This window comes from Staphylococcus durrellii, assembly GCF_015594545.1.
Lineage (GTDB): Bacteria > Bacillota > Bacilli > Staphylococcales > Staphylococcaceae > Staphylococcus > Staphylococcus durrellii.
In genome coordinates this window covers 1556873-1574909 of record NZ_JADIIO010000001.1, presented here as the reverse complement: position 1 = coordinate 1574909, position 18037 = coordinate 1556873, and the positions used below count along the sequence as shown (strand labels likewise).

Annotated in this window: 15 protein-coding genes; 13 read left to right on the top strand and 2 right to left on the bottom strand. The window is 32.4% G+C overall.

Annotation, left to right across the window (positions count from 1 at the left end):
- Position 1: 1 nt before the first annotated feature.
- From fabD to rplS, 13 genes are all read left to right on the top strand, one after another.
- Positions 2 to 928: an ACP S-malonyltransferase gene (fabD, locus tag ISP02_RS07590; RefSeq protein WP_195721846.1), complete on the top strand. Its 927-nt coding sequence runs from the start codon at positions 2 to 4 to the stop codon at positions 926 to 928.
- Positions 921 to 1655 carry a 3-oxoacyl-[acyl-carrier-protein] reductase gene (gene fabG, locus ISP02_RS07585; RefSeq protein WP_195720976.1) on the top strand — a complete coding sequence of 245 codons (735 nt, stop codon included), beginning with the start codon at positions 921 to 923 and terminating at the stop codon, positions 1653 to 1655. Before fabD ends, fabG begins: the two co-directional genes overlap by 8 nt.
- 170 nt (positions 1656 to 1825) lie before the next feature.
- Positions 1826 to 2059 carry an acyl carrier protein gene (locus ISP02_RS07580; protein WP_002462381.1) on the top strand — a complete coding sequence of 78 codons (234 nt, stop codon included), beginning with the start codon at positions 1826 to 1828 and terminating at the stop codon, positions 2057 to 2059.
- Positions 2060 to 2296: 237 nt separating this feature from the next.
- A complete protein-coding gene (gene rnc, locus ISP02_RS07575; RefSeq protein ID WP_408020147.1) occupies positions 2297 to 2968 on the top strand; it encodes a ribonuclease III in 672 nt (223 codons plus the stop codon).
- Between the two features lie 81 nt (positions 2969 to 3049).
- Entirely contained in the window at positions 3050 to 6619 is a 3570-nt protein-coding gene (smc, locus tag ISP02_RS07570) for a chromosome segregation protein SMC (protein ID WP_195720974.1), read from the top strand.
- Entirely contained in the window at positions 6616 to 7830 is a 1215-nt protein-coding gene (gene ftsY, locus ISP02_RS07565) for a signal recognition particle-docking protein FtsY (RefSeq protein WP_195720973.1), read from the top strand. The genes smc and ftsY overlap by 4 nt, the downstream gene beginning before the upstream one ends.
- Positions 7817 to 8149, top strand: coding sequence for a putative DNA-binding protein (locus tag ISP02_RS07560; protein ID WP_195720972.1), 333 nt, complete (start codon positions 7817 to 7819; stop codon positions 8147 to 8149). Before ftsY ends, ISP02_RS07560 begins: the two co-directional genes overlap by 14 nt.
- A 17-nt stretch (positions 8150 to 8166) precedes the next feature.
- Positions 8167 to 9534 carry a signal recognition particle protein gene (gene ffh, locus ISP02_RS07555; RefSeq protein ID WP_195720971.1) on the top strand — a complete coding sequence of 456 codons (1368 nt, stop codon included), beginning with the start codon at positions 8167 to 8169 and terminating at the stop codon, positions 9532 to 9534.
- A gap of 399 nt (positions 9535 to 9933) precedes the next feature.
- Positions 9934 to 10200, top strand: a complete 267-nt coding sequence (gene rpsP / locus ISP02_RS07550) for a 30S ribosomal protein S16 (RefSeq protein WP_048794083.1) — start codon at positions 9934 to 9936, stop codon at positions 10198 to 10200.
- Between the two features lie 294 nt (positions 10201 to 10494).
- Positions 10495 to 10998: a ribosome maturation factor RimM gene (gene rimM / locus ISP02_RS07545; RefSeq protein WP_195720970.1), complete on the top strand. Its 504-nt coding sequence runs from the start codon at positions 10495 to 10497 to the stop codon at positions 10996 to 10998.
- On the top strand, positions 10998 to 11732 hold the full coding sequence (gene trmD, locus ISP02_RS07540) for a tRNA (guanosine(37)-N1)-methyltransferase TrmD (protein ID WP_195720969.1): 735 nt from the start codon (positions 10998 to 11000) through the stop codon (positions 11730 to 11732). The genes rimM and trmD overlap by 1 nt, the downstream gene beginning before the upstream one ends.
- A 26-nt stretch (positions 11733 to 11758) precedes the next feature.
- Entirely contained in the window at positions 11759 to 12157 is a 399-nt protein-coding gene (locus tag ISP02_RS07535) for a GNAT family N-acetyltransferase (RefSeq protein ID WP_195720968.1), read from the top strand.
- Positions 12158 to 12341: 184 nt separating this feature from the next.
- Positions 12342 to 12692 (top strand): 50S ribosomal protein L19, encoded by a 351-nt coding sequence (gene rplS, locus ISP02_RS07530; protein WP_048794080.1) that lies wholly within the window; start codon positions 12342 to 12344, stop codon positions 12690 to 12692.
- A 106-nt stretch (positions 12693 to 12798) separates the two neighbouring features.
- Here rplS and ISP02_RS07525 read toward each other — a convergent pair whose 3' ends face one another.
- Entirely contained in the window at positions 12799 to 15408 is a 2610-nt protein-coding gene (locus ISP02_RS07525; protein WP_195720967.1) for a YfhO family protein, read from the bottom strand.
- A 32-nt stretch (positions 15409 to 15440) separates the two neighbouring features.
- A complete protein-coding gene (locus ISP02_RS07520; protein WP_195720966.1) occupies positions 15441 to 18032 on the bottom strand; it encodes a YfhO family protein in 2592 nt (863 codons plus the stop codon).
- Positions 18033 to 18037: the final 5 nt, after the last annotated feature.

Below are 18037 nucleotides of genomic sequence, written 5' to 3'. Positions count from 1 at the left end.
AATGGGTAAAACAGCAGTAATATTCCCAGGTCAAGGATCACAAAAAATAGGTATGGCACACGATTTATACGAAGTCGATGGCAATGCAACTGAAGTGTTAAATCAAGCATCAACACAATTAGACTTTGATATTTTAGAAACGATGTTTACAGATAACGAAGACAAATTATCACAAACAGAAAATACACAACCTGCATTACTAACACATAGTGTAGCTCTATATGAAGCTTTAAATAATTTGAATGCAGATTATACTATGGGACATAGTCTTGGAGAATATGCTAGTTTAGTAGCTAGCGGCGTGTTGAAATTCGAAGATGCTGTGAAAATAGTAAGAAAGCGTGGTCAACTTATGGCTGAAGCTTTTCCTAACGGCGTAGGAAGTATGGCTGCTGTACTTGGTTTGAACTACGAAGAAGTCGATGCGATTTGCCAAAAATTATCTAATGATGAAGAAATTATCGAGCCTGCAAATATTAATGCTCCAGGTCAAATTGTTGTTTCTGGACACAAAACATTGATTGATAAGCTAGCAGTAGAAGGGAAATCATTAGGCGCTAAACGTGTTATGCCATTATCTGTTTCAGGACCCTTCCATTCATCAATGATGCAAGTTATAGAAGAACAATTTGCGCAATATATAGATCAATTTGAATGGCAAGACGCACAGTTCTCAGTCGTTCAAAACGTTAATGCTAAACCAGAAACTGACAGTTCTGTGATCAAACAAAACATGATTAAGCAACTATATTCACCGGTACAATTTATTCAATCAACTGAATGGTTAATTGAACAAGGCGTAGATCACTTTATTGAAATAGGTCCGGGTAAAGTACTATCTGGATTAATTAAGAAAATAAATAAAGATGTAAAATTAACTTCAATTCAAACTATTGAAGATTTAAAAGGGTGGAATGAAAATGACTAAAAGTGCATTAGTAACTGGTGCTTCAAGAGGTATTGGACGTAGCATCGCTTTACAACTTGCTGAAGAAGGTTACAACGTAGCAGTTAACTACGCAGGTAGCACAGAAAAAGCAGAAGCAGTTGTAGAAGAAATTAAAGCAAAAAATGTAGAAAGTTTTGCAATTCAAGCCAATGTAGCCGATGGTAATGAAGTTAAAGCAATGATTAAAGAAGTTGTGAATCAATTTGGTTCGGTCGACGTTTTAGTTAACAATGCGGGTATTACACGTGATAATTTATTAATGCGTATGAAAGAATCTGAATGGGATGATGTAATCGATACAAACTTAAAAGGCGTATTTAATTGTATTCAAAAAGTAACACCACAAATGTTACGACAAAAGAGTGGTTCAATTATTAACCTATCAAGTGTTGTAGGTGCAGTTGGTAACCCAGGTCAAGCAAACTATGTTGCTACTAAAGCAGGGGTTATAGGATTAACTAAATCTAGCGCACGTGAATTAGCTTCTAGAAATATTACAGTTAACGCGGTGTCTCCAGGTTTTATCGTTTCAGATATGACTGATGCTTTAAATGAAGATTTAAAAGCACAAATGTTAGATCAAATCCCACTTTCTAGATTTGGTGAAGATACAGATATTGCGCATACAGTGGCATTTTTAGCGTCAGATAAGGCAAAATACATTACTGGACAAAACATTCATGTAAATGGTGGTATGTACATGTAATAACCCTAATCTATTATTGTTAAAAATGATAGAGGCCGTTATAATACGACTTAGTCATATAACGTAATGAAATTTAACTATGCTGAAGTGAAATAACGCTTGTATTTCACTGCGTAAAATGGGAAAATGATAAAGTCTATGTATATTCTTTTTAAAGGAGGTGAATCGACGTGGAAAACTTCGATAAAGTAAAAGATATCATCGTTGATCGATTAGGTGTTGATGCAGATAAAGTAACTGCTGACGCATCATTCAAAGACGATTTAGGTGCTGACTCACTTGATATCGCTGAATTAGTGATGGAATTGGAAGATGAATTTGGTACTGAAATTCCTGATGAAGAAGCTGAAAAAATCAACACAGTTGGTGACGCTGTTAACTTTATTAACAGTCTTGAAAAATAATAAATCACAATCTGAACCGTTCTCTTGCGGTTCAGATTTTTTGTTAACTTTAGATTTGAAAATCAGACAACCAAATAAAATAAGGAAATACTATAAGGTTTTCCCTTTAGTTTTCAGTTGTTTTAACGTAAAATTATATATGTATGACTAAGTTTAATTCATATAGGAGGAAATGTATTGACCACTAACAAAAAAATAGAAATAGTTAATGACTTCAAGAATAGGTTTGCACAAAAAATGGAACAATTAAACTTAACATTTAATAATGTCGAGTTGTATCAACAAGCGTTTTCTCATTCGAGTTTTATTAATGACTTTAACATGAATCGTTTAGAACATAATGAACGGCTAGAGTTTTTAGGAGATGCGGTATTAGAATTGACGGTTTCACGCTACTTATTTGACAAATACCCAGATTTACCAGAAGGAAATCTGACTAAAATGCGTGCAACAATAGTTTGTGAACCTTCACTTGTAATATTTGCCAATAAAATACAATTAAATGACTTAATTTTACTAGGTAAAGGCGAAGAGAAAACAGGTGGACGCACCAGACCTTCATTAGTATCAGATGCATTTGAAGCATTCGTAGGAGCATTATATTTAGATCAAGGATTAGAAGCGGTTTGGTATTTTGCACAACACGTTATTTTTCCTTTTGTAGAAGATGATGAATTAGATGGTGTTATTGATTTTAAAACACAATTTCAAGAATTTGTACATCAACAAAACAAAGGCGATGTTACTTATCGTCTGATTAAAGAAGAAGGGCCGGCACATCATCGATTATTTACTTCTGAAGTAATTTTAGAAAATACGGCCATAGCAGAAGGTAAAGGCAAAACGAAAAAAGAGTCAGAACAAAAAGCTGCTGAAAGTGCTTACAAAAAGATGGTAACTAAAGTCTAAGGTGTTATAAAAAATACAATTACTTAGCGTAAATAGTTAAAGATACTTATATAAAGTTGGTAATGTATTAAGGAGAATAGCATGGTATATTTAAAATCAATAGATACGTTTGGATTTAAATCATTTGCTGAACATACGAGTGTTCATTTTGATAAAGGTGTAACAGCGATTGTGGGTCCAAATGGAAGTGGAAAAAGTAATATAACTGATGCCATCAAGTGGGTGTTAGGTGAGCAATCCGCCAAATCTTTACGTGGTGCTAAAATGGAAGATATTATTTTTTCTGGAGCAGAACATCGTAAAGCGCAAAATTATGCGGAAGTTAAACTTAAATTAGATAACCATTCGGGTAAATTACAAATTGATAACCAAGAAGTAATTGTAACTCGCCGATTATATAGAAGTGGCGATAGTGAATATTATTTAAATAATGAGAAAGCACGTTTGAAAGATATTGTTGATTTGTTTTTAGATTCTGGACTAGGTAAAGAGGCGTTTAGTATTATCTCTCAAGGTAGAGTAGATGAAATTCTTAACGCAAAACCAGTTGATAGAAGACAAATACTAGAAGAGTCTGCAGGGGTCTTAAAATATAAAAAGCGAAAAGCCGCGTCGGTTCAAAAATTAGACCAAACTGAAGATAATTTAACAAGAGTAGAAGATATTTTATATGATTTAGAAGGTCGTGTGGAACCTCTTAGAGAGGAAGCCGCGATTGCTAAAGAATACAATCATTTATCTAAAGAAATGGAAAAAAGTGATGTACTTGTCACAGTTCATGATATAGAACAGTACAATGAAAATATTAATAAACTAGATAACAACTTAAACAATCTCAAAGGTCAGCAAGAAAATAAAGAAGCTCAAAAGGTACAACACTCTAATGCGATTGCTAAATATAAATCAGAGCGTCAACAATTGGATGACACTATTGAATCACTTAACTATAAATTAGTTAAAGCGACTGAAGAGGTTGAAAAATATACTGGACAACTTAACGTTTTAGAGGAACGCAAAAAAAATCAATCAGAAACTAATGCCCGCTTTGAAGAAGAACAAGAAAATATTGCTGAACAAATAGAACAATTACAACAAGAACTTAAAAAAGCCAAAAATCAACGTGTCACAATAAGTGAAAAGCAACAACATTTAACAAAAGAAATTGAGCAAATTGAATCACAACTCTATGTATCTGATGAACAACACGATGAGAAATTAGAAGCCATTAGAGATGAATATTATACATTAATATCTGAACAATCAGATGTAAATAATGATATTCGATTTTTAGAACATACAATTCAAGAAAATGAAACGAAACAATCTAGATTAGATTCGCGATTGTTAGAAGCTTTTAATCAGTTAAAAGAACTTCAAAACGACATTAATGACAAGGAGCAACAGTACAATAAAAAGCAACGTCAACTTAGTGACTTAGATAAAGAAATAGCAGCTTGTGAAAAAAAACTAACTTCTACTAAACAACAGCAAACAGAATATGAAGATAAACTGCATCAAGCGTATAGATATAATGAAAAGTTAAAGTCTCGAATCGATAGTATTGCTACGCAACAAGAAGATTATAGCTACTTTTTCAACGGCGTAAAACATATCTTGAGAGCAAATGAACAAAAGTTATCAGGCATTCATGGCGCAGTGGCTGAAATTATTCAAGTACCTTCACATTTAACTAAAGCAATAGAAACGGCATTGGGTGCTTCATTGCAACATGTCATAGTGGATACCGAAAAAGATGGACGAGCTGCGATACAATATCTTAAGCAAAATGGTTTAGGCCGTGCGACTTTTTTACCATTAAATGTTGTGAAATCAAGACAATTAGCAATGGAGATTCGTAATACAGCACAAGAAGCTGAAGGGTTTATAACAATTGGTGCTGAAGGCGTAACAGCAAATAATAAATATCAAAACGTGATTGAAAATTTATTAGGTAATACAATAATTGTTGATAATTTAAAACATGCTAACGAATTAGCTAGAGCGATTCGCTATCGCACTAGAATTGTTACGCTAGAAGGTGATATCGTTAATCCTGGAGGTTCTATGACAGGTGGTGCTGATAGAAAAACAAAAAGCATTTTAGCACAAAAAGATGAACTGAATTCGATGCGTCAGCAACTTGAAAATTATCAAAGAAAGACGATTAATATTGAACAAGAATATAATTCTATAAAAGAAAATGCCGATAGTTTGAACGAGTCTTATTTTGATTTGAATCAACAATATAATAAAGTAAAACAAATTGTTCATGAATATGAGTTAGAACTTGATAAATTACGTAAGAGTGAAAGTCATCTCAAAAATGAGCATGAAGAATTTGAATTCGAGAAAAATGATGGCTATCAAAGTGATACAAGTCGTAAAACGTTAGACGACAAAAAGAAAAAGTTAGAAGAAATTCAATCTTCTTTACAACAATTAGAAAAAGATATAGATGTTTATACCAAGTTATCTAAAGAAGGAAAAGAGAATACGACACAGACACAACAACAGTTACATCAAAAGCAATCAGATTTAGCTGTAGTTAAAGAAAGATTGAAGAGCCAACGACAAGAAGAAGAACGTTTAAATAAACAGTTAGTCTCTGCAAAAGAGCAACAACAGAAAATAGAAGAACAAATCAATTTCTTTAATTCAGAAGATATGACGGGACAAAAAGCATTTGATAATGTGCAACAAAACATTGATAATAGTAAAGCTGATAAAGAGAAATTAACTGCTAAATTGTCCGAAATAAAAGAGCGACGAAGCAAGTTAAATGACACTATAGAAGAAACAGATGCACTATTACAAGAAGCGCATCGTGACATCTTATCTATTGAAAATAGCTATCAAGATATAAAATCAGAACAATCTCGATTAGATGTACTAATTAATTATGCCATTGATCATTTAAGCGAGACATATCGTTTAACATTTGAACGTGCAAGAGATTTATATGAATTAGAAGAAGATATTGAGACACTTCGTAAAAAAGTTAAATTAACTAAAATGTCTATAGAAGAATTAGGTCCTGTTAACTTAAATGCGATTGAACAATTTGAAGAAATTAATGAGCGTTATACATTTTTAAATGAACAACGTACAGATCTAAGAGAGGCCAAGGTTACTTTAGAACAAATTATTGATGAAATGGACCAAGAGGTTAAAGATCGTTTCAAAGAAACTTTTCATGCTGTACAAGGTCACTTTACTGAAGTGTTCAAAACTCTATTTGGCGGAGGACAAGCTGAATTACGACTGACGGATGATGATTATTTATCTGCAGGCGTAGATATTATCGTACAACCACCAGGTAAAAAATTACAACATTTATCATTATTAAGTGGTGGTGAAAGAGCATTAAGTGCTATCGCTTTGTTATTTGCTATATTAAAAGTGCGTTCTGCGCCTTTTGTAATCTTAGATGAAGTTGAAGCGGCGCTCGATGAAGCAAACGTTATTAGATATGCAAATTATTTAAATAATTTATCAGACCAAACTCAGTTTATAGTCATAACACATAGAAAGGGTACTATGGAGTACTCTGACAGACTTTATGGTGTTACAATGCAAGAGTCAGGAGTATCTAAGCTTGTGAGTGTGAACTTAAATACAATCGATGAAGTTATGAAGGAGGAACAAGCATGAGTTTTTTTAAACGCTTAAAAAATAAATTCTCAGGTGCAGATCAACAAGAAGAACAAGATCAACGCGACCATAATTTTGCTGATGAAAATGAAGTTGAATCGACTGAGGAAAAAACAAAAAAGACCCCTAAAAAATTAAAAGAAGCAGATTTTGATGAAGATGGCTTGATTTCGATAGAAGACTTTGAAGAAATAGAAGCGCAACAACTTGGTGCTAAATTTAAAGCCGGATTAGAGAAATCTCGTCAAAATTTCCAAGAACAGCTAAACAACCTTATTTCTAAATATCGTAAAGTAGATGAAGATTTCTTCGAAGCATTAGAAGAAATGTTAATTACTGCCGATGTTGGTTTTAACACTGTTATGCAATTGGTAGATGAATTACGTGATGAAGCACGTCGTAGAAACATTCAAGAAACGGAAGATTTACGGGAAGTTATCGTTGAAAAAATAGTAGAAATTTACCATCAAGACAGTGAGCACTCAGAAGTCATGAATCTTGAAGACGATAGGTTAAATGTTATTCTAATGGTTGGTGTTAATGGTGTAGGTAAAACGACGACGATTGGTAAATTAGCTCATCGCTATCAATCTGAAGGTAAAAAAGTTATGTTAGCTGCTGGTGATACATTTAGAGCTGGTGCTATAGAACAACTTAAAGTTTGGGGTGAACGCGTAGGTGTAGAAGTGGTAAGCCAAGCGGAAGGTTCTGATCCAGCTGCGGTTATGTACGATGCTATTAACGCTGCACAAAATAAAGGCGCCGATATACTAATATGTGATACGGCAGGCAGATTGCAAAACAAAGCTAATCTAATGAATGAATTAGAAAAAGTAAAACGAGTAATCGGTCGTTCTATTCCTGAAGCACCACATGAAGTATTATTATGTTTAGATGCAACGACGGGTCAAAACGCTTTATCTCAAGCAAGCTCTTTCAAAGACGTTACTAATGTGACGGGTATCGTATTGACTAAATTGGATGGTACGGCTAAAGGTGGTATTGTATTAGCTATACGTAATGAACTGCACATTCCAGTTAAGTATGTTGGTTTAGGTGAAAAATTAGACGATTTACAACCATTTAATCCAGAAAGCTATGTTTATGGCTTGTTTGCCGATATGATAGAAGAAAATGTTGATGAACTCCCTGACACAACAGAGGAAGATATAGTAAACAATGAAGAGGGCACACCAGATGACTCAAAATGATCTCGTTAAAACGTTACGCATGAATTATCTTTTTGACTTTTATCAAGCATTATTAACAGAAAAACAACGTAACTATTTACAATTATTTTATTTAGAAGATTATTCATTGAGTGAAATTGCTGATACTTTTGAAGTGAGTCGACAAGCAGTTTATGATAATATAAGAAGAACTGGCGACTTAGTAGAAGACTATGAAGCTAAGCTAGGACTTTATAAGAACTTTGAGCAAAGAACAGCATTATACGAAGAAATTAAACAACATATAAATGATTCTGAAAAAGTGTTAGAAGTAATTAAAACACTAGAACAAATAGATTAAAAAGGAGGGGAATCGATATGGCGTTTGAAGGATTGTCCGAGCGTTTACAAGGGACGATGCAAAAAATCCGAGGCAAAGGAAAAGTAACTGAAGCCGACATCAAAACGATGATGCGTGAGGTTAGATTGGCTTTACTAGAAGCCGACGTTAACTTTAAAGTAGTTAAAGACTTTGTTAAAACGGTGTCAGATCGAGCATTAGGTTCAGATGTAATGAAATCCTTAACACCTGGACAACAAGTCATCAAAATTGTACAAGAAGAATTAACTCAACTTATGGGTGGAGAAAATAGTGCAATTACGATGGCAAATAAACCACCTACAGTAGTTATGATGGTCGGTTTACAAGGTGCTGGTAAAACAACTACTGCTGGTAAATTGGCATTATTAATGCGCAAAAATTATAACAAAAAACCTTTGTTAGTTGCTGCCGACATTTATCGTCCGGCTGCGATTGATCAACTTCAAACTGTTGGTAAACAAATTGATGTCCCAGTTTATAGTGAAGGAGATCAAGTAAAACCCCAACAAATCGTCGATAATGCGATTAAACATGCTAAAGAAGAACATTTAGATTTTGTTATTATTGATACAGCAGGTAGATTGCACATTGATGAAGCGCTGATGAATGAGTTGCAAGACGTTAAAGAGATTACTAAGCCTAACGAAATTATGCTTGTAGTCGATGCTATGACTGGGCAAGACGCTGTTAATGTTGCACAATCATTTGATGAACAACTTGAATTAACGGGTGTGACTTTAACTAAATTAGATGGAGATACACGTGGTGGCGCTGCATTATCTATTCGTTCAGTGACTCAGAAACCAATTAAGTACGTTGGTATGAGTGAGAAATTAGACGGTTTAGAACCATTCCATCCTGAACGTATGGCGTCAAGAATTCTAGGAATGGGTGACGTATTAAGTTTAATCGAAAAAGCACAACAAGATGTTGACCAAGATAAAGCTAAAGATTTAGAACAAAAAATGCGTTCATCATCATTCACTCTAGATGACTTTTTAGAACAATTAGATCAAGTTAAAAATTTAGGACCTTTAGATGATATTATGAAAATGATACCAGGCATGAATAAAATGAAGGGTCTAGATAACTTGAATATGAGTGAAAAACAAATTGATCATATTAAGGCGATTATTCAATCAATGACTCCAAGTGAGAGAAACGATCCTAACACATTAAATGTTTCTAGAAAAAAACGTATTGCTAATGGTTCAGGACGTAGCTTACAAGAAGTCAATCGATTAATGAAACAATTTAATGAAATGAAAAAAATGATGAAACAATTTTCTGGTGGCGGTAAAGGTAAAAAAGGTAAACGTCAGCAAATGGAAAATATGATGAAAGGTATGAACTTACCATTCTAACTCATTTTTAAGTACTAACAATTTAACGTAAGGATTTTAAATAAATACCTTTGATTAACAGAAAAATGGCAATTTCTAGTGGAATAAAATAGAAATTGCCATTTTGTGATATTAAAATGAATATTCAAAAGTTTAGGTATAAAGGGAAGCAATATAAATTAAAGTATTATAATTATTTTAGTTTTCACCGAGAGGCTTCATTATAAAATCCTTGTTACTTACTATGTAATTCATACTAATTTACAACTCTAAAATTTGTATCGTTAGTTATTATTTATCGAATTAAAAATAGATCTAGAGCAATGGTAAAGAGAAAACTCTTTACAAAGTAATTGGAAACTGTTATATTATTGCTTGTGGAAAAATAAAACATTAAAGATTTAAAGGAGAGAAATAATTATGGCAGTTAAATTACGTTTAACACGTTTAGGTTCTAAAAGAAACCCATTTTACCGTATTGTAGCAGCTGATGCTCGCGCGCCACGTGATGGTCGTAACATCGAACAAGTTGGTACTTACAACCCTAACAATGTAAATGCACCTGAAGTTAAAATCGACGAAGAGTTAGCTCTTAAATGGTTAAAAAATGGTGCGAAACCAACTGACACAGTACGTAACATTTTATCAAGAGAAGGCATCTTGAAAAAATTCGACGAACAAAAATAAGTTGATTTCAACTAGTAATAAATAGGAGTCTGGGACATTATATTGTCTTCAGACTCTATTTTTATATTGTCAGTAGATGATTGAATTGAAAATACGTTTGGATCAAGCTCTTTCTACTCAAATCATCATTACCGGGTTGGGACTATAAAATTTTTATAAAAATCAGATTTCTGTCCCAATCTCTTTATTTTATATATAGTACATATTCAAAGTTTTAACATAATGGTATAATTTACATGATTATTTTATTAAAATGTACTTGAATATACAGCGTTTATTTACGGAGGAAAAAATATGAAAGTTGAAGTTGGCACTATAGTAAATACACATGGAATTAAAGGGGAAGTCAAAGTAAAATCAAATTCCGATTTTACTGAAACCCGTTTTCAACCAGGAGAAGTACTGACAATTGAACGTAACGGAGAAAATATAGAATTAACTATCGCCTCGTATCGAGTTCATAAAGGTTTTCATATGTTGAAATTTGAAGGTATTAATAATATTAATGACATTGAATATTTAAAAAATGAAGTGTTACTTCAAGAACGTGAACATGAAGAAATTGAATTAGCTGAACATGAATATTATTATTCCGATATTATAGGTTGTACAATGTTCGATGAACAAGATACACCGATAGGTCGAGTGATAGAAATATTTGAAACTGGCGCAAATGATGTCTGGGTGGTTAAAGGTGATAAAGAATATTTAATACCTTACATTGCTGATGTTGTAAAATCAGTAGATGTTGAAGGAAGAAAAATCGTAATCACTCCAATGGAAGGACTGTTAGATTAATGCGAATAGATTACTTAACATTATTTCCAGAAATGTTTGATGGCGTGTTAAATCATTCAATTTTAAAAAGAGCGCAGGATAAAAATGTACTGTCTGTTAATACGATTAATTTTAGGGACTTCGCACAAAATAAACATCAGCAAGTTGATGATTATCCATTTGGAGGCGGACAAGGTATGGTGTTAAAACCTGAACCTGTCTTTAATGCAATGGAATCAATAGAACATAACGAAAATACACGCGTTATATTAATGTGTCCGCAAGGGAGACCATTTAGTCAGGAAATTGCGCAAGAGTTAAGTGAGGCTGAACATCTCGTCTTTATTTGCGGGCATTATGAGGGCTATGATGAACGTATTAGGGAACATCTCGTTACCGATGAGATATCTATGGGTGATTACGTATTAACTGGCGGTGAACTGCCTGCTATGACCATGACAGATGCAATCGTCAGACTTATACCAGGTGTGCTAGGGAATCAACAATCACATGAAGATGATTCATTCCAAGATGGATTATTAGAATTCCCACAATATACACGACCAAGAGAATTTAAAAACTATAAAGTGCCAGACGTTCTATTATCTGGAAACCATGCCAATATTGAACGTTGGAGACATGAACAAAAGATTATTAGAACATACGATAAGCGTCCTGACTTATTAGAACATTATGAGCTTACACAGTCAGATAAAAAAGTAATCGAAAATTATAAAAATCAGTCATCTAAGTAATATCAAATATTTAGGGTGAAACGACAATGGTAATAGACTTCAATATAGTACCTTACGACGATAAATATTTTGATGAAATTAATAAATTAAACAGTGAAGAAGGCTGGCATAATCTTGTTGAATATAAAGCAACGTTTAAAAATGCTTTAAATCAGTCAAATGCATATGTTGCTGTAGATAATGAAAGTAATGTGCTAGGCTATATTAGAACAATTACAGATCAATTTATAACTTTATTTATATGTGAATTACTTGTTAAAATGTCGTATAGAAGTAATGGGTTGGGGCGAGCTTTAATAAATAAAGCACATCGACAATATCCCACAACTAGAATTGAACTATTGGCTACAAAAAGTTCGGCTGCATATTATGAAAAACATAAATTTAGACCGTTTTATGGCTTTAGAAAATCATCGGATGAATAGTTTTAATTACTATTATGATTTTAAAAATTGATTTACATTGTTTCGTCTAGAAATTTAAAAACTAATTGAAAAACGACGAACAATGTGCTAACATAATTCAAGTGTGCGATACACGAAAAATCACTATGATCCGCTGCTATATATTTGTCTAGGCAAGAACATAGGTTGAAGGAGAGAATAGAAAATGACTAATCACAAATTGATTGAAGCAGTAACTAAATCACAACTACGCACTGATTTACCTTCTTTCCGTGCAGGTGACTCTTTAAGAGTACACGTACGTATTATTGAAGGTACGCGCGAACGTATCCAAGTATTCGAAGGTGTAGTAATTAAACGTCGTGGTGGAGGCATTTCAGAAACTTTCACTGTACGTAAAATTTCTTCAGGTGTTGGTGTGGAAAGAACTTTCCCATTACACACTCCTAAAATCGAAAAAATCGAAGTTAAACGTCGCGGTAAAGTACGTCGTGCTAAATTATACTACTTACGTAATTTACGTGGTAAAGCTGCTAGAATTCCAGAAATTCGTTAATCAGCTTTTCTACAAGCAAAAGAGCCTTAGTTTTAAGGCTCTTTTTTTTATATCTTTTTACTATTAAAAAGCACTGTTGCTATACAGATAGCAACAGTGCTTTTAATTAATGTCGTTTCACCCATTTTGCAAATAAGACACTAGATACTATGCCAATAATACTAATACAAATTAAAGGCCATAGCAGTGGTGGTTGATAAGTAAGTTTAATTTGTTGTTCGCCATGTTTGGCATGTATCACAGTCATTATGCCATTTCCTTTCATAACAGGGATAGTTTTCCCATATGCAGTAGCTTTCATACCCTCTCTGAAAGGAATTGGAAGTACAATATAACCTTTACGTCTTTGATTGTTAGTTAGTGTATAACCATTACGTTGTTGCGAGACATTAATCTTATCGAGTGATTTTGCGCTTGTACGTAATGTTTTATAATCTTCACCATAAATACCGTGTATTTTATAGTTGTATTTACCTTTAGGTAGTTTAAGGTTTAAGTTTTCATTCGCTTTTACTCTGATTGTGACCGGTTTTACTACGCGTCGATATTTATATGTGAGTTCTTTTCGTTGTTGAGAATATTCATTTACAGCTATCTTATGTCGTTTATCAGGTGCTCGTAATACTAGGTCCATTGAAATATACATGTCTTTATATTTATGAGCTAGATGTGAAGGTAGCTTATATTGAATACCACCATTATTTTTAGTAACTATCAATGTATCATTGCTAGTTTTATGTGCATTTATATAAGAGGCTTGTGCCGAAGATAATAAATTTTTATTCGGCTTAAAGTTAGTATTTGACTTGTGATTGTCCGTTAAAGTTACGCCTTGTAACATTGCTTGTTCTCTGTCTAAAGGTGAATTTAAGTCATGCGTGTTATAGACCTTATTCGTAATATGCGCACTCGGATAATCAATCGTATTTTTACTGTGTATGAATTGAGCCCTTTTGTTTGGTGTAATCTTATCAGTAACTTTGAACCCATAAGGTAAATTTTTGTCGTTAGACTTTTTGATACGATCTTTAACGTTCCATAATGCCATTAAATTAGCGCGATTTGATAATAAGCGATACGTACTATTTGTATCTGTAGGCATATTAATTTGCATGGTTTTATCATAATAATGTAATAGATTACCATCAAAAATACTAGAATATAATAAAATCCCATTAAAATGATAAATCAAAGGTGTATTAAGTGAAAATTTAGACATATAATCTATTCTATTAAATGGATTGTGCCGATGTGATTCATTTATTTTATTAATCGATTTAGCGATTGTACTATTATAGTATTTAGGGCTTTTTAATTCCGAAAAAGTCGTTTCATATTTTTTTAAATTGTTGTCGCTATGGTTGTTAACTAAAACAGCTTGTTGCACCATAAATAATATAACTACTAATGCAATTGGCCAGTGCTTATTTAATAAGTGTTTGCGGGCAATTATCGAACCAATGACTATCATAATTGTAAGGCATATGTACATCCATGTAAGTTTTTCGTGTTTAATCAATATATTAGCGCTTATTATCATTATTACTACAGGTATACTTGCCATGAAATAAGCTCGTAAAGTTATCTCTTTTAAATGGTGTATAAATAAACCAACTAATGCACCTGTCGTTAGAGCAAAGACATAAATCCAACGTCTTTCAGGTGTCGAAAACCCGTTAAACAAACTATCGAAATAAGGTGTTAATGAACCTATTAACATTAACCAAGTCATAATTGCGAATAAACGATAATAGTAATATCGATATAATTGAAACGACAATAATGCTACTACGGCAAATATTGTTACAGTAATATAAAAACCATTAGAGAAAAAATGTGTTTGACGTTCAAAATCTGTAAGGGCTTGTATATGAAAATCAGGATTATCTTTACGGTTATTTGCAAAGAATGACGAAACGCCGGTATAGAAGCCCAAAATTGCAGATAATAGGCTTAATATAGTAGCTATGACCAATGTATATATTTTTTGCCATTTCTTTACAATATCATCTTTGTGTGCCCATATAACTCTATAAGCAAAATATGCTAGTAAGACAAGTGCTTCAAAATAACTAAAATAAAAATTTGAAAATAGCGTAAGTGCTATCGCAAAAATAAACATACCTAGTTTTTTCTCTTTGAAATAACGTTCCATAGCCAACAATGACAAAGGTAAAAATATTAATAAATCACCATAAAAAGACCAAGTGAAATTAAAATAAATGACTATCGTTGAACCACTATATAAAAGAGCTGCAATAAAGGTAGCAGACTTCTTAAAACGTAAATAATGAAAATAATAAAAAGCCAGTGTAAATGTTATTACAGTTTTAACAAAAGATAAGATTAATTGATTTCCAGGCCAAAACATAATGCTATTTGGATTAAGATGAAATAATTGGCTACATATCCAAATAACAATAAAATTAATATAAGTTAAAGGTGACGTCGAGTAATAATAAGAAAGATCTTTTATATAATCGCCACCGATTCCGAATGAATGGTCATAAAAGCTATTAAAATGAATGAAGTGGTGATAAAGATACATTTGAAATGGCATCATTTGTCTTACGCCATCCCCGTTACCACTAAAAATTATACCGTCTTTATAATACCTAACGATGTACGGTACGAAAATTATAGCAGCGACTGTTACCCCCATAAATAAAATACATAAAAAGCGCGATAACTTATTAGACCAAAAGCGGCTTAACATGGACAACTCCTCATTTCGTAAGCTCCTCTATATTAATATAAATGTTTAGTATTTCTTTTGTTGTATAATTTGCAAAAGCAAATGCTGAATATGATAAATATTATTGAAATAATGCACATCGTGTACCAATAAGGTGGACGATATTTAATTATAATTGTCTTATCATTTTTATGAACTGGCACACCAGTCATCATATAATTTACTTTTTGAGGTGTTACTTCTTTATTATCGACATACGCACGCATACCTTTACGATAAGGGATATTAATACTGGCTATACCACTTTTATGTTGATTAAGTGTTACTTTGACTCCATCATTTATATCTTTATAGGTGTTAGCACCCTTATTATGATTTACAGCGGTTTTTAAGGTTTTATAATCTTCACCATATAAACTTTTTAATTCTAATTTGTAATTACCACGTGGCATTAAATTCACATGTATATCACCGTTTTTATCTGGTTTTGTTTTATATAAATGCGTATTTACTCCGGTTTTATAAGTAGAATTATTATATAATCGATTGTTATTATAGCCATTTACGGCAACCGTATAATTACTATCTGGCAAACCTCTATCGACTTTTAATGTTAGATAGAAGTCCGTATAGCGTCGTTTTAATTTGTTAGGAACATGTATTATATATTCGCCGTCATTATCATTAACTTTAAGCTGATGTTTAGGTAATAATTTCATATTTTGCGTCATAATTTTACTATCGGCTAATAAATTTCTAGCAGGATGAGCCCAATTGCTCCCTTTATTATTTACAACAATACCTTTAAGCATGGCGTGCTCTCTATCTATTGGATTGTTTAATTTGGAAGCATCGTATATATGATTTGAGATAGAAACGGCCGGCATCGTATATTTATTTTTGTAAATGTTATATTGACCATCTTGTTTAACTTTTTTAAAGTAGCTCGGTACATTATCTTGATAGTTTTTGAGCATTACATAACGTACTGACCACAAGCTAGCGATATTTTGACGACCGTTAGTTGATTGATAACGACTAACAGATTCTTCACTCATATTTATCTTTAAATCATCATAATAATAATCTAAAATATTGTGATTAAAAATGCTGGAATACAAACTCGTACCTTTAAAGCGTTGATACATTGGCGTATTGTCTTGTCCATTTACGCGCCAATCAATACGGTCACTATTCTTTTTATGATTGTTCATATATGTTACTAAATTCCTTTGTGCTGGTGAACTATACATACTTTCATTTATATAACTTTTATTTGCACGTTGCTGATGGTCTGGAAAATATATTTGATTATAAATAAACACTATAGAAACTAATAAACTCAAAATAAAAATGGCAATCATAAAAATATATGATAGTTTTACTTTAAAATAACTTTCTTTGACAAAAAGTATTAAAAGACCAATCAAACTAACTATAGGTACAAAATAAACCCATGCCACAAAATTATTATATGCCCACGCGCTATAAAAAATAACTGCTATGGCAGGTAACGCTGAGAGACAATAACCTTTAATAGACATCGTCTTGAAGTATTTAACGTATAGACCAATAAGTAATGCTGCATTGAAAGCTAATATATAGTGCCAACGCTTTTGAGGGGCAGACATACCATTAAATAATTGATCAACAAAAGGAATAAAGCTCGCCACAATCGAAATAATTGTAAAAATAGCAAATAATCTAAAATAAAAATGTTTATATAACTTAAAGGATAATAACGCTTGTATTGTAATAAAGAGTATTACGATTAAGTAATTATCGTAAAAGACATTCGTATTTACATCTAATTTTTCAAATAAATCTACGGTACTGTTAAATGGTAAGCGTCGGTTACCTAAATAGCTTTGTATGCCATGAAAAAAGAAAAATGCACTGCTACCTAGACCTAAAAAAGCAACGACGCAAAGCGTTACATAATCGTTCAAATACATTTTAATATCTTTTTGATGCTTAAATATAAGACGTATTGCTAAATAAATAATACCCACTAGTAATTGGTAATATGCAAAATAAAAGTTATTTATAAGAGATAAAATTATGATTATTAATAGTAAACCAATTTTTCTTTGTTGTATGTATTTTTCGATAGACAGTAACAATAGTGGTAATAAAATGAAAATATCGCTAAAGAATGGCCAATATACAGTGAATCTAAAATACAGTGGTGAGATAACAAATAGTGAAGCGACAAGCAAAGCAATCTTACGGTTTAAGATTAAATATTTAGCAAAAGCAAACGTTGCAATCAGTGCTAAGATAGATTTAATAATTGACATTACAAGCGCATTAGCAGTCCAAAAAGCAATACTATTCGTATCGATGTGTATCAAATGCTGTAAATTAAAAATAGCAATTACATTAAAAATGAATAATATATTAGTAGAAAAGTAATAACTTAAGTCTGTGAAAAAATCGCCACCCAAACCAAAATCAGTGGCATAAAACCATGATCCCTGACTCCAATGATCGTATAAAAACATTTGAATAGGGATCATCTGTTCCAAACCGTCGTTTGGTCCTGTAAAAAGTATGCCATCGTGCATGTATCTATATATTATATAACTATGGCCGATAAGTGCTATGGCAATAAATGCAACTAAGTACAGTACTTTTCGTTTCATATTGA

Bases quoted from the DNA above. Each gene is read 5' to 3' on its own strand.
- fabD (WP_195721846.1), top strand. From the start codon at position 2: ATGGGTAAAACAGCAGTAATATTCCCAGGTCAAGGATCACAAAAAATA.
- fabG (WP_195720976.1), top strand. From the start codon at position 921: ATGACTAAAAGTGCATTAGTAACTGGTGCTTCAAGAGGTATTGGACGT.
- rnc (WP_408020147.1), top strand. From the start codon at position 2,297: ATGGAACAATTAAACTTAACATTTAATAATGTCGAGTTGTATCAACAA.
- smc (WP_195720974.1), top strand. From the start codon at position 3,050: ATGGTATATTTAAAATCAATAGATACGTTTGGATTTAAATCATTTGCT.
- ftsY (WP_195720973.1), top strand. From the start codon at position 6,616: ATGAGTTTTTTTAAACGCTTAAAAAATAAATTCTCAGGTGCAGATCAA.
- ISP02_RS07560 (WP_195720972.1), top strand. From the start codon at position 7,817: ATGACTCAAAATGATCTCGTTAAAACGTTACGCATGAATTATCTTTTT.
- ffh (WP_195720971.1), top strand. From the start codon at position 8,167: ATGGCGTTTGAAGGATTGTCCGAGCGTTTACAAGGGACGATGCAAAAA.
- rpsP (WP_048794083.1), top strand. From the start codon at position 9,934: ATGGCAGTTAAATTACGTTTAACACGTTTAGGTTCTAAAAGAAACCCA.
- rimM (WP_195720970.1), top strand. From the start codon at position 10,495: ATGAAAGTTGAAGTTGGCACTATAGTAAATACACATGGAATTAAAGGG.
- trmD (WP_195720969.1), top strand. From the start codon at position 10,998: ATGCGAATAGATTACTTAACATTATTTCCAGAAATGTTTGATGGCGTG.
- ISP02_RS07535 (WP_195720968.1), top strand. From the start codon at position 11,759: ATGGTAATAGACTTCAATATAGTACCTTACGACGATAAATATTTTGAT.
- rplS (WP_048794080.1), top strand. From the start codon at position 12,342: ATGACTAATCACAAATTGATTGAAGCAGTAACTAAATCACAACTACGC.
- ISP02_RS07525 (WP_195720967.1), bottom strand. From the start codon at position 15,408: ATGTTAAGCCGCTTTTGGTCTAATAAGTTATCGCGCTTTTTATGTATT.
- ISP02_RS07520 (WP_195720966.1), bottom strand. From the start codon at position 18,032: ATGAAACGAAAAGTACTGTACTTAGTTGCATTTATTGCCATAGCACTT.